Below are 12,730 nucleotides of genomic sequence, written 5' to 3'. Positions count from 1 at the left end.
TTCAGACCTCTATTATATGAAATTTGGGCGCCTCTGTGCGGCAGGTAACAAAACTCTTAGCTCGCCGGCCACCAGACGCACCAAACCCGCCGGTGGAAACGCCCCGGCGGATCTGGCGTTGCGGTCGCGTGAATGACTAAGCGGCGTTGGGTCACCGCGGTTGGTCCCACCGCGCCGGGACCAACCCAAAACAGCTGCCCCCTATCCTGCAATCAGTGTAGCAGGTGAGCGGTGCCCCGGCGAATTGGAAGCGCGGATTGCCTAACTTGTGCCGGCTCACTTGGCGAACAGCTTCAAAAGCGTCGCCTCGTCCAGGAAGGGCAGGAAGCGGCGAATTTGCGACTCCGCCGCACCCCCGGCGGCCCCCAGCCGCTTGATGTGAGCCGCCAGCACCGCCGCCTTGACGAACGGCGCCATGGCGACCAGCCGCTCATCGGTCACGTTGGCCGCCTCAATCGCCTCGAAACGCTCGGCGGCCAAGTCGTAGCCCAAGAAAGGCAGTGCGGCCTTGAACAGGTCGGTGTCGGCCGGCGCCTGGGCCAGCAGCTGGGCCAGCGCCTTTGCGGACACGAACGGCAGCAGGTGGCGAATGCGTTCGGCCGGTTGCGGCGCGTCGGCCAGCCGCAGCGCCACCGCGTCAACCTTGGTCTGAGTCAAAAACGGGGCGAGCTTGCCGATGTAGGCGATGTCGGCCGCCTGACCGCTGGCCAGCTTGGCGTCGACGATCGCGTCCAGCGCCGGTGCAGCCAAGAACGGCGCGAGCAAGACCACGGCCGCATCGTAATCCGCGGTTCCTTCAAGCGCCTGCAGCTGCTTGGCCAGCGTGTCGCTGCTGAGGTACGGCGCCAGCGACTCGAGGTTGGCCAAGTCCAGCTGCAGGCCGCTTGCGCTATGCTCGACTTGCGCCGGCTTCATCACCGGCGCCGCCTGGGCCAGGGTCTCGGGCTCAAGCGGCGCGTCGGCCTCCACGATGTGAACCGTCGCCTCCGCCTTGGCCGAGCCCAAAAGCTCGGTCAAGGGCAGCTGCAAAACCGCCGCCAGTTGCGCGTATTTGTCGATGTCCGGCAGCGACTGGCTGCGTTCCCAGTTGGACACCGCCTGGTAGGACACGTTGAGCTGGTCGGCCAAGGCGCTTTGGGTCAGGTTCAGGCGCTTGCGAGCCGCCGCAATCTGTTGGCCGATGCGTTGAGCGTCAAAAATGTAGGTTTCTGTCATGATCGTTCCTCCTGCCGCACTCGGCGGCGCTGTGATGTGATGCTGACCCCAGACTACCCGACTGCGGCCAGCTTGCCTATCAAGCCGTGCTTGAGTCGCCGCCACAAGCCGCTTGATAACGGTTCAGCGCTTTTCGGCTCGCCTAGTATTCATAAAAGTTAAGGGCTATAATTTTAATTAAACTCATGAGAGGACGGTGAGGACATGCGCCTGCCGCACAGCCTGGCCGGCTTGGCCACGCAGATTGGCTTTGACCTCAAGAAGAACTGGCGCTCGACCACCAACCTCGTGGTGTTCGTCGTGTTTGCCGCGCTGCTTTTGATCACCTTTTTCACCGCGCAAAGCGGCAGCGACCTGTCGGCTCGGCAGACCTACCAGGCCTACGCCAGCGCCGACAACATCATCCAAAACCAGGCCTTCGCGCTGCAAAAAACGGCCGACCGGCGCAAGCTGACCGCGGCCGAACGCCAGCGCCTGAGCCGCAAAATGGCGCAGCACGAGTACTTCAAGACCATCATCTTGGCCGACGCCGCCGTCTTCTCGCCGACTCTGACCAGCATGCGCGAGGCCAAGCTGACGTCGCAAAAGGCGGTGCTGGCCTACCAGCGCTACACGCTGCGCGAAACCCGGGCCGGCCGGCTGGACCTGGCGATCATCGCCGTGCCGGGCAAGCAGCCCGACGCCAGCCTCCTGGGCCGCAAGCTCGACGTCGCCTTTTACCAGTACTTGGTCGACCACAAGCTGGTGGAGATTCCGGTGACGCGCCAAACCGCGCCGGCCAACAACTACATGATCAACGTCTTGCTGTACCGGTTGTCGCCGCTTTTGCTGCTGGCGGTGTTTGCGGTTCAGGCCGGGCTGCTGTTCACCAACGAGAAGCGCCGCGGCACCATCAGCTTCATGAACAACCTGCCGACCGGCAAGCTCGCGATTTTGACCGCTCGCATGACCAGCTACGTGCTGCTGACGCTGCCGCTTTTGCTAATCGCCGGCGCCGTCACCTACGGGCTGGTCGCCCAACGGTTCGGCATCGGCAGCTGGCGGTACCCGATCGTGTTCTCGCCGGATGGTCAGCACGTCGCGACCATGTTTCCCGCCCAGTTTCTCCTATTGTACACCGGCTTGATTCTGGCCGGGGCGATTTGGCTAATGGCCGTCAGCGCGTTGACCAGCCTGTTCTCCGGGTCGCTTGGCGTCAACCTCGGGGTGCTGGCCGCGGTAATGCTGACCGCCCTTCCGCAGGTCACCGGGCTGTCGGTTCTGCGCGGCGTCGCGCCGTTTCTGCCGAGCAGCTACCTGCAGGTCTCTTCAGTCGTCTTGCACACCACCGCCGGCCCGATCCTGAGCGTCGGGGCTGGGGTGGTCGTGCTTTTGGCCTGGAGTGCCGCGCTGTACGTCGTCTGCGCCGTGGTCTTGCACCGGCGTGAGCGGCTCTAGCCGAAAGGAGGAACACCATGCTTGCACTAATTCGCCTGGAACTGCGCAAACAGCCGTGGGTGATCCACGCCATCGCGCTGGTCGGGATGCTGATGCTGTTCGCCGCACCGCTGGGCCATTACCTCGGCGTTTTGCCCAACCAGTACTACATCCTCAACGGGGTCAAGCACTACTTGAGTACCCGCCAAACCGCGGACGACCGCTACCATGCGGTCGTCACCACCGTCGACTCCGAGCTGAAGGCCAACCTCAAGCAGCAGGCCTACTACCCCGACCACAACCGCGCGGCGGCGGTCGCGATGCTCAAGGCGGTCCGAAAACCGCTGGCCGACCGCGATTTTGTCAAGGTCAACCGGCTCACGCTGGCCGCCATCACCAAGCACCCGACGATCGTCTACAACGACTACGCCAAGGGGTTCCTGCAGACCAGCGGCGCCAATCAGGTCAACAAGTGGGAACGCGTCGCCTACCCGCTGCGGTACCTGGTGAAGCACCGCGAAAACCGGCTGCTCGCCATCGACCAAACCACGTCGGCCGCGGCCATCGTCTACAATGTCTGGGCCAAGGCTGGCAGCCACGCGGCCCAAACCGCCAGCGCCGATGACCCCAGCCAGATGACAGACTCGACCGCCATCGACCAGGGGACGCCTCTGATGTGGGCCTTTTTGGCCTACGCAACCATCGTCTTGACCCTAGTGTTCAACTTCGACCAGCGCAACCACACCGAGGCCTTCATGCGCATGACCCCGGCCGCCGACTTCCGGCTGGCCGTCTCTCGCGCCTTGATTACGCTGGCCGTGATTTTCGCGGTGATGCTCGCCTTGATCGGCCTGGCGCTGGCCGTCAACGCTGCCGTCCCCGGCCAGACCTGGGGCAGCTTGCGCCTGCCGATTGCAGACACCTTCCAGTCCCACACCACCGCCGTGCCGATCTGGCTGTACCTCGGCCGGGCCTTGGCCCTGATGATGGCCTGGGCCGCCCTGATCGCCGGCATCGCCTTCACCGTCAGCCAGTTCTCCGCCAACGCCTTGGTCGGCATGATGGTAGCCGCGGCCCTGATCCTCCTGATGCCGCTGCACGTGCTGGATGCCTTCAGCCAGCCGGTTCGCCAGCTGTTCCCCGCCTATTACACCAACCAGGCGGCCTTGCTCAACCACCTGGACTTTTTTGCCGGCATCACACTGGGCCAGGTGCTGGCGCTGTTCGGCCGGTGGCTGGTCGCCACCTGGCTGATCGGCGGCGTCGTGCAGTGGCTGCGCAGCCACGTGCGAGGCCCGTGGCTGGCGTGAGGTGACGCGGGAGGCGCGGCGAAACCGCCGGCCGGGCTAAGCCCGTGCCTCCGCCAGCCCGATGCGAGCCGCCTCGCGGACCCGCGGCTCGCCGCTTGGAACCGTCGAGCTCCGAGCCGCAACGCGAGGGTGGCCTGCCGCTTTGGACACAAAAATGCCGCCGCACGGCTCCCGATTGGGAATTGTGCGGCGGCATTTTTAACGAACCGTGAGCTGAATTACTTCAGGGTTACGGTTGCGCCAACGGCTTCAAGCTGTTCCTTGATCTTGTTGGCTTCTTCTTCGTTAACGTCTTCCTTGACGTTAGCTGGGGCACCGTCAACCAGGCCCTTCGCATCCTTCAGGCCAAGGCCGGTGATCGTGCGAACTTCCTTGATAACCTTAACCTTTTCCTGGCCAACTTCGGTCAGTTCAACGTTGAAGGAGTCCTTAGCTTCTTCAGCTGCACCAGCAGCTGCACCGGCAGCGGCTACAGGAGCTGCTGCGGATACGCCAAATTCTTCTTCGATTGCCTTAACGAGGTCGTTCAGTTCAAGAATGGAAGCTTCTTTGAGCTGGTCGACGATTGCTTGTGTGTCTAAAGCCATGTTTGTTTCCTCCAATTTATATTGTATTTGAAAATTAGGTTGAACTCAGGCTGCTTTAGGCAGCTGGTTCCTCGCTCTTGCTGTCGGCAATAGCCTTGACAGCGTAAGCAACGTTGCGAACTGGTGCCTGCAGAACAGACAGCAGCATGGAAAGCATGCCGTCGCGATCTGGCAGCTTGGAAAGGGCAAGGACTTCTTCAAGGCTTGCAACCTTACCTTCGATGATGCCACCCTTGATTTCAAGGGCATCGATCTTGTCGGCGTACTTCGCCATGATGCGGGCAGGTGCGACAACATCGTCGTTAGAAAAGGCGATGGCGGTCGGGCCAGCGAACACATCATCCAGTGCCTCGTAACCGTTCAGGTCAGCGGCGCGGCGGAGGTACGTGTTCTTGATAACTTCCATCTTGACGCCGGCGTCACGGAGCTCCTTACGAAGTTCGGTCACTTGTGCGACGGTCAAGCCACGGTAGTTCACAACAACGGCACTCTTAGCAGCCTTGAACTGTTCAGAAATGCCTTTAACGATCTCAGCCTTCTGTGCGATAATAGCTTCACTCATTTGGTTCACCTCCTGTTAGTTTGTTGAAGTTTTTCGCATAAAAAAACTCCATGTCCACCAAGACATAGAGGTATCTAATCGTTCCGATACCACCTCGGCAGGATGATTAAGGCTTGCGCCCCCTGAGTCTTAGGTAGAGTGAAATAATCACGAGGCCCATCTTACCATTGAGCGCGTCGCGGCGTCAAGGGGGCGGGCAAAATAAAAGGCGCTGCCGCAGCAGCGCCTTGGTCGCGTCTGGAACCGCGACGGTCACACGTCCTAGTTGTTAGCCTGATACCGGTCGTACATGAAGGCCTGGGAATTGTAGAAAACCGTTGGCACTGGGCCATGCCCAACGTACTTGCCGGCGCTCAGGCCGAACTTCGCCGTCACGCCGGCGTAGGTCAGCTTGTAGGTCGTGATCGGGGTGGTGAACCCATCCCCGTCCGTGTCGGACAGCAGGATCTTGAAGGTCTCGGGCTCATCGTCTAGGGCCAGCTCGATCAGGAGGTTGCCGTTATCCTTCCACACCCCGACGACCTTGTCACCGCCGTCGGTTTGGCTGTCGTTGCTGAGCTCCCAGCTGTACGACGTCCCCTCGCCCTTGAACTTGGAGTACATCGCGTCCTTCTTGCGCAGCCGGTGGCTGGCGTTTTGCTCAACCACCGGGGAGATGCCGGTGAACAGGTTTTGCCACTCGCTCTTGGGCACCGCCTGCTTGTGCGGTGGCAGAGCCGCCGCCGAGGCGTCGACGGCCTGCTTGCGCAGCCCGGCCGTCCACTTGGCCACGGTCGGCAGCTTGACCGGCGCTTTGAGCTTGCGGCCGAAGTCCGTGGTGTCGGCCTTGTCCAGCTGTATCTGCTGCGTCACGAACTTGCCGTTGCGCTTCTCGCCTTCCGCCACCTGGTGTTTCCCACTGTAGGTCTGCTTCACCATGTTGTGGTAGGTCGGGGTGATGCGCGTCGGCGTCCACTTCAGCTTGCCCGTCAGCAGATTGAGGTGGTAGGTGCCTTCCGCCATGACTTGATCCGTGCCAGCGGCAACCGCGGGGCTGAGCTCGCCACCCGCCCGGGCCACCTTGCGCCAGGCCGCGGGTAGGACGGTGGTCGGCGTTTTGACGTACATGTAAAAACGCTTGTCGGTGAACGTGGTGACGCTTTTGCCCACCGAATTGCTCAGTTGATACGAGTTTCCGGCCACGGCCTGGTACTTACGCGCCAGCCTCAGGTACTGCGACTTGGCGCTGGGCATCGTGCTGACGGATGGGCCCTCAACTTTTTCCTTCTTGTTCTGCTTCTCGCCGTTGAACTTGACTAGCCGGTAGTGCTTATCGAAGGTCAGCTCGATCGTCGCGTCGTCTTCCTTGGTCGCGTACTTCCCGATCAGATAGATGGCACGCTTCTTGCCCTTCTTGGCCTTGAGCTGCCGCGCGTACTGACCCGACCAGGTTGCGGTAATCGTCAGGTGCCGGCCCTTACCCTTAATTTTGCCGCTCGTATACTTGACCGCGTCGTACTTGTTGGGCCCATCGCTATACCCCGGGTATTCGATGGTCGGCGTCTTGCCGACCATCAAAATATCGGCGGTGTGATCCGCGTTGAGCTGAACGGTCATGGTCTCCTTGGCCCCATGTGCGTCCTTGCCGGTAATCGTGTAGCTCATCTGATCCACCCCCGGCACCCGGTCGGCCACCGGCTTGCCGCAGGCGGTCAGAATCAGCCCCAGCGCCGCGGTGCCGAGCAGGAGCCATCGCTTCAAAGGTTTCATTCGTGGTTCCTCCCCAGCAGGTTGAGCAGGATGCCGACGCCGTAAACCACCATCACGGCCACCGGCAGGTACTGCACCATCGTCGCCAGGTTGCCGATATCGTCCAGGCTCGCGCCGCTTTCGTAGGCCGCCCGGGCCGCCTGGTAGGCGCTGGCGAAGGGATGCGCGTAGACGTAGCTGGCCGCAGCCGCGGCCGCCGCACCGGCCAAAACGGCCAGTGCCTTGAGAATCGCCCCGCCGTTGGCCTTGTGCATCAGCCCCTTGACCAGCCCCCCAACCACAGCCAAAACGCCGATCCGCACCGCCAGGTAACCCCAGATGAACACGTAACCGTCGCTTGACAGCGAGCCGGACTGAATCACCGCCTGCAGCTGGCCGATGCCATCGGTCACGCCCTGGCCGCCTTGCTGCTGGGCGAGGTAGCCGACCACGCCGACCACCAGGCCCAGCCACAGCTCCAGATTGTTGGTGAAAAGCGGCTGGTGCGGCAGGGCCACCGCAGCGGCCTGGATGGGTTGCCCAGCCGCGGCTGCCGACCCCGACTGACCGCCGACCGGTTGCGTTCCGGCGGCGCCGGTCGCCTGGGCGCTGGTCGCCTGGTCGCCTGTCGCCTGGGCGCTACTCGTGGCCGCGTCGGCGCTACCCGCGGCCACCGGGCCCCTGGCGTTTTTCACGCTGTCGGCCAAGGCGCCGGCCTGCTGGCTCAGCTCGTCTTTGACCTGGTTCAGCCGGGCCAGCTGCTGCTGGTTTTGCCGGCGCCTGACCTCCGGATCGGCCAGCCAGTCGTCCAGCCGCCGGTCCCAGCCAAAGCGCGTCTTGCGCGTCAAAAGCGGGTAGGCGTAGCACAGCACCATGTAGGCCAGCATCAGCCAAGTTGCCCACCAGGCCGGCAGGAACACGGCGACCCACGCGACGGCGAACAGCATCAGCGGATTGGCCTGAAAGAACCGCAATGCCTGAATCCAGTGCTTCTGGTTCGGTGCCAGCGCCGCGGTGAACGAGCCGGCCGGGGTCTGCGCCGCCAGCTGGCGCCGCAGTTCGTCGATCTGTGCCTGCAGGTCGGCGTCGCCGGTCGGCTGTGGGTTCTGGGTCACAGTGGCAATGCTCGAGCCGACCGGGGCGGTGTTCGAATCAGCACTGCCAGACGCCGAGGCGGCGGTGTTCGAATCACCGGCATCCGTGACGGAGGCGGCGGTGTTCGAACCGCCGGTACCCGCGACAGCCGCAACCGGGTTCGCCGCGCCAGCATCAGCGGTCTCCGCCGGCGGGGCAGCCTTCGCTGGCGCCGCAGCGCCTGGCGTCGGCGTGGTCGCACCAGGCGTCTCGTCGGCCGCGTTCCCCGCCAGTGGCGCCGCATCCCCCGGCGCCGAACTCAGCGCCTCCAGCTGCGCCGCCAAGTCCTTGACCGCGTCATCCGAAGGCGTGGTAAGCTTCTTTTCCATGCTTTCTCCTCCAAGCGACGGCGACACACAAAAAGCCGGCCGCGTCGCAATTATTCCCCATCCGTTGCATATCTGCAGGTCCGGAGTGGGTTGAGCAATAATGACTTAGTCGGCCGACTATTTTTGAAATTCGAATTATGCCTACATTGTAGGCGAAAACGGGCAAGCAGACAACCTTAATCTGCGGCGCCGCTCACTTGACCTCAAGGCGCAGCAGCTGGCGCATCCGGGTCTTCATGGCCAGCGTGCGGTTGAGCTCGTCAATTTGGTTGGCGCGAAGCTCAAGGCTCGCCAGCAGGTGGCGCAGCCCCAGTGTGTCGCCGGTCGGCGCGGCCGCCAGATACGCGGTCATCCCCGCCGCCACGTCGCGGTGTTGTGCGTCCAGCGCCGCGGTCAGCTGCGCCAGCTCCTCATCCAGTCGTGCCAGTTCCTGTTTCGCTGTCATGTCGCAGTCCTCCTGTCGCGCCCCCACGCGTATTTGCGCCCATTATCGCATGTCAACGCCGCCTTGGCTAGTGGTATACTGGGGGCCAGACAATCCCGAGGAGGTCCATCATGTCACTCACCATTCGCCCCTACCAGCCAAGCGACGCCGCGGCCTGGCTCGCCGTTCGCGCCGAATCCTACAGCCGCTCGCAGTTCAACGACCAGATCGAACCCGTTCGTGAGCAGTACCCCGAGGCCGACTTCGGCTACGCAAGCGTGGTCGAGCTGGTCGCGGAGCTTGACGGCCGGCTGGTGGGGCTAATCGACGCCGGCGTGTTCAACGCCGACCGCACCCAAGGCGACCTGTACGTCCAAAATCTTGGCACCGGCAGCTACATCGAGGTGGTCGCCGTCGCGCCGGCCACCCAAGGCCAAGGCGTCGGCCGCGCCTTGCTCACCGCTTGCCTGGCTGCGCTGCGCGAACGCGGGGCCGCCTTCGTGGAAATTTTCACCCGCAGCGACGAACCGGCCAACCGCCTCTACCAAGGCATTGGCGCGGTTGAAATCGCCCACAGCTGGCGGGTGCTGGGCACCCGCCGCGACGCACCGGCGCCGCACCACCACTGGCACTTCAACTCGGCCAGCCGGGAACTTGAGGTCACCGACGACGCCGGCCAGCGCCTCTTGTACCGCGCCGAGCAGCCGCAGTGGTTCACGGTTTTCACCGCGGCGGCGCTTGACGACTTCGATATCGAGGTGCAGTACCGCGAGCGTACCTACTTCCTGAAGCTGAACTGATCACCCAAAAGGCAGCCGGTGTGAGCCCGACCCGTCAATCGACGACGTCGGTACTCCCCTGGCTGCCTTTTGACATAATCGCGACTAGCTCGCCGGCTCGAAGAACGTCAGCAGGTCGCTACCCAAAAGCAGCTCGGAGCGATACTTGCGGGTCAACGCGATTTTGCGCTGCGCCGTCGCGTCGCCGCGGTCGGCTGCGGCCAAGGCGGTGTAATAGGTCAAAACGGCCTGCTGGGTGTAGGCCAGCTGGGACCACTCGCCCTGCAGCTCGCGCAAAAGGCGGTTGACGATGCCGGTGAGGCCGAGGCGCTGGGCCCGGCGCAGGATCATCAAGGCACACATACCACGCGCCTCGATCACCGCCGGGTCGACCACCGCGCTGAAGTCGATGTAGTCCTCGAACGTGCGAATCAGCCGCAGAAAATCGGCGTCGGCCAGCAGGTCACAGCCCAGCGTGAACAGTTGGATGACCGCGGTCGGCCAGATTTTTTGCGCCGCGAAGTACTTGCCGAGGGCCGCCTGCTTGCGTGGCGCCAGGCTACCCTGGCGCAGTCCGGCGATCACGACCTCAAGCTGGCGGTCAAAGGCGTCGTTGAACACGCTTTGGCTGTTGGCCACGATGGTCGCGGCGTTGGCCAGCCGCACCGCATCCAGCCGCAGCGTGATCCGGGCGGTGATCAGACCGTGCAGCAAGACGCCGCGGTCGGTTTCGCGAAAACAGGCCCGGGTGAACTCGGTCACGCTGAAGCCCAGGTGATTGAGAATCGCGACCAGCCGCGCGAACGAAATGTTGGCATTGTTGCGCTCAAAGTTCGACAGCGCCTGGGCGCTGAGCACCCCGTCCGCCGCCTCGCTCAGCGTTTTGCCTCGCGCCACGCGCAGGTGATGGAAGGTTCCCCCAAAGTCCAGCTGCGTCTCCTCGGCCATGTGCCGCGCCTCCTTTCTCTCAACGACTCCATGTTAGGCGGCGCGGCCCTAGGATGGGTGCGAGTGAATCAGAATGTGCAAAAACGCCTCAATTCGTGCATGACCGGTGGCACTCAAAAGGCACCAACCACGGCTAGCCAACTTTCTGACCGTGATTGGGGCCCTCAATTGTGTCTTTTTGCGGCCCGATGTGCCTTTCTGCGACTTCCTTCACCTCAATCGCACTTCACCGCACCTCACTGCGGCTGGGCCCTTTTTGCCGTACCCATGAACTCGCGGTCCTCTTCGGTCACCACCTGCGGCGGGTTGCCGGCCTCGCATGCGACCGGCCAAAGGTCCGAGGCCATCAGCAGGTCGTGGTTGCCGCCCAGAATCGCCAACAGCACCGGCTGCGGCTCCGTCATCAGTGTCTTAATCTGCTGGCACAGCCGCAGCCACGCCGGCGCAGCCTTGGTCGGCCCGGCGGTCACCACCGCCGCCACATAGGCCGCATAGCGCCGCAGGATACTCCACGCGAGCGTGTTGGGACCGCCTTGCTGCGGCGTGGCTAGTCCTTGAATCGCATCGGTCACCGTCAGCACCGCGGCAACCTCGTGGGTGCGGTAGGCCACTAGGAGCAGGTTCACCCACAGCGTCACGTTCGTCTGCATCGGCACCTGCGTGATTACGCAGTTGGGGGTCGCAATCGACTTGAGCAGCCGCTGCATCACCAGCCGCGCAGTCTGCATGTCGGCGTAACCCCCCAAGTCGCCGAACAGGATGTAGTCGTGGTAGTTCCAAGTGTCGTAGCTCATCAGCTGTGCCAGGGCCGCCTGCGCGATTGGCAGTGCCGCCGAATTATCGTCGCTACCTTCGACGTCAACGGTGCGAACCAGCCGCCACAGGTTCAGGAAGAACGGGCTGCCTGCATCCAATGCGAACTGGTGGAGTTGCTCCGTCTCGTCCTCATCGGCCGCGGTCAGCCCCTCCCGCAACCGAATCACAAGGTGCGACTGCATGACATCACGAATGCGCTGGTTGCCTGGCAGATCTTTGAAGGAGAAAAACTCTGGCAGCCCAATGTGACAGCAGTCCAAAAGCCGGCACAGCTGATCCAGCCGCAGCGTGTTGCTGCCGTCGCAAAAGCGGCGGTAGACCCCGCGTGAGATGCCAGACAGGCGGCACAGGTCCTTGACGCTGACGCCCTTGCCACGACGCAGCGCGGTGAAACGCAGTCCGAAGTTCACGTCACGCTGAACCGGCACCGGCTTAGCGGCCGGCCGGTGGCGCAGGCGGCCGTCGTGGTGGTAAGGCCCCCCGGCCAACAGCGCCTCCTGCAGCCGCGCCACGCGGTCGGTCACGCGGTGCGGCGCATCGTCCTGCCACGCGGTCAACACCGTCACCCGCGGCTCACACACCGCGGCGATGGCGGTTCGGGTCGCCTGCGGCTGGGCAAACAGCGTCACCAGGTCCTGCGTCAGCCCCTCGAACACCCGCCCGTCGTACACCATCTGGCTAGCGTCGCTGAAGGTCTGGCCGTACCACGAACACGCCTGAACCACGTTCTCGCAGATGTGGGTATTGGCCGCAGCACGCACATAGGCAATCAAAAGCAGCTCTTGGTAGCCCAGAGAGTGGCGCTGGGCCGCCTCACCGGCCGCCCCGAACGCCGTCCCAGTCGCGTACTGCGCCATGCAGTGCGATACGATGGACCAGCTGAGGTAAGGCGCCGCTACTAAAAAGCACCGGAGCTCGAAGTAGGCCCAGTGCTGCCGTTGCCGCAGCGCTGTGACCACCCGCCGGGCGATGGCCGGCCGCGCTGCCGGGGCGGCCTGACGCAGGTCGATCAGGGCCACCAGCAGGTCGTAGTCGCTTTGCCCCGTCTGCGCCGCCACCGCCGTGAGCGTCTCCCGCAGTCCGGCCGCGTCACGCAGTGGCGCAGCCGCGAGCAACTGCATCGACGTGCGGTCCTCCACCGTGGTCAACCGAAAGTAGTCCGCATTCAGCTTCTCTCCGATTTCCGACCCCGGTGTCATCATCATGAAGTCGACCCACCGGCAGAACTCGCGAACCTTGGGGCTGCTTTCCCCGCGCAAAATGCGGTGATAGGTCGCAGGCGAGAAGCCGACGTAGCGGCAAAGCGTCTTCACGCTGATGTGATGGTCAACGCGTGTCGCCTCAAGGTATGCGCTGTAACTCAACTGTGCCATTCCAACTAGGCCTCCAAAAAATTTGTCCCTCTCATTTTGCCGCCCGGCCGGCTCAGGCGCAAGCGCCTCACCGTCTCAACCAAAGTTTTGGCAGCCGTTCTCAAGTATA

11 protein-coding genes and 1 other annotated feature are annotated in these 12,730 nt (G+C 63.3%); of the genes, 3 read left to right on the top strand and 8 right to left on the bottom strand.

The features are described from left to right. Positions 1–276: 276 nt before the first annotated feature. The gene (locus tag NUH19_RS06305) at positions 277–1,215 is read right to left on the bottom strand and encodes a helix-turn-helix domain-containing protein (protein WP_262315704.1); all 939 of its coding nucleotides are present in this window, start codon (positions 1,213–1,215) and stop codon (positions 277–279) included. A 204-nt stretch (positions 1,216–1,419) separates the two neighbouring features. Between NUH19_RS06305 and NUH19_RS06300 the strand changes: the two genes are divergently transcribed. Both NUH19_RS06300 and NUH19_RS06295 read left to right on the top strand, forming a co-directional pair. Then, positions 1,420–2,652 (top strand): ABC transporter permease subunit, encoded by a 1,233-nt coding sequence (locus tag NUH19_RS06300; RefSeq protein WP_262315703.1) that lies wholly within the window; start codon positions 1,420–1,422, stop codon positions 2,650–2,652. A 17-nt stretch (positions 2,653–2,669) separates the two neighbouring features. Beyond that, entirely contained in the window at positions 2,670–3,941 is a 1,272-nt protein-coding gene (locus NUH19_RS06295; RefSeq protein WP_262315702.1) for a hypothetical protein, read from the top strand. A 218-nt stretch (positions 3,942–4,159) separates the two neighbouring features. On the opposite strand, the gene rplL is transcribed toward NUH19_RS06295, so the two are convergent. From rplL to NUH19_RS06270, 5 genes are all read right to left on the bottom strand, one after another. Continuing rightward, complete coding sequence (rplL, locus tag NUH19_RS06290) at positions 4,160–4,528, bottom strand: 50S ribosomal protein L7/L12 (RefSeq protein ID WP_262315701.1); 369 nt, start codon at positions 4,526–4,528, stop codon at positions 4,160–4,162. 55 nt (positions 4,529–4,583) lie between these two features. After that, positions 4,584–5,090: a 50S ribosomal protein L10 gene (gene rplJ, locus NUH19_RS06285; RefSeq protein ID WP_262315700.1), complete on the bottom strand. Its 507-nt coding sequence runs from the start codon at positions 5,088–5,090 to the stop codon at positions 4,584–4,586. A gap of 31 nt (positions 5,091–5,121) precedes the next feature. Continuing rightward, positions 5,122–5,242: a sequence feature (ribosomal protein L10 leader region), on the bottom strand. A gap of 109 nt (positions 5,243–5,351) precedes the next feature. Next, positions 5,352–6,839, bottom strand: coding sequence for a hypothetical protein (locus tag NUH19_RS06280; protein WP_262315699.1), 1,488 nt, complete (start codon positions 6,837–6,839; stop codon positions 5,352–5,354). Further along, positions 6,836–8,281, bottom strand: a complete 1,446-nt coding sequence (locus NUH19_RS06275) for a hypothetical protein (protein WP_262315698.1) — start codon at positions 8,279–8,281, stop codon at positions 6,836–6,838. Before NUH19_RS06275 ends, NUH19_RS06280 begins: the two co-directional genes overlap by 4 nt. Before the next feature lie 193 nt (positions 8,282–8,474). Next, positions 8,475–8,726 (bottom strand): hypothetical protein, encoded by a 252-nt coding sequence (locus NUH19_RS06270; RefSeq protein ID WP_262315697.1) that lies wholly within the window; start codon positions 8,724–8,726, stop codon positions 8,475–8,477. 110 nt (positions 8,727–8,836) lie between these two features. On the opposite strand from NUH19_RS06270, the gene NUH19_RS06265 reads away from it, so the two are divergent. Beyond that, the gene (locus tag NUH19_RS06265) at positions 8,837–9,505 is read left to right on the top strand and encodes a GNAT family N-acetyltransferase (protein ID WP_262315696.1); all 669 of its coding nucleotides are present in this window, start codon (positions 8,837–8,839) and stop codon (positions 9,503–9,505) included. An 84-nt stretch (positions 9,506–9,589) separates the two neighbouring features. Here NUH19_RS06265 and NUH19_RS06260 read toward each other — a convergent pair whose 3' ends face one another. After that, on the bottom strand, positions 9,590–10,432 hold the full coding sequence (locus NUH19_RS06260) for a helix-turn-helix domain-containing protein (RefSeq protein ID WP_262315695.1): 843 nt from the start codon (positions 10,430–10,432) through the stop codon (positions 9,590–9,592). Between the two features lie 236 nt (positions 10,433–10,668). Next, a complete protein-coding gene (locus NUH19_RS06255; protein WP_262315694.1) occupies positions 10,669–12,621 on the bottom strand; it encodes a helix-turn-helix domain-containing protein in 1,953 nt (650 codons plus the stop codon). Between the last annotated feature and the right edge of the window lie 109 nt (positions 12,622–12,730).

The sequence above is a fragment of the Lacticaseibacillus parakribbianus genome (assembly GCF_025490915.1).
GTDB classification, from domain to species: domain Bacteria; phylum Bacillota; class Bacilli; order Lactobacillales; family Lactobacillaceae; genus Lacticaseibacillus; species Lacticaseibacillus parakribbianus.
The sequence above is the reverse complement of the archived record's forward strand: the minus strand, read 5'-3'. Positions and strand labels throughout refer to the sequence as shown.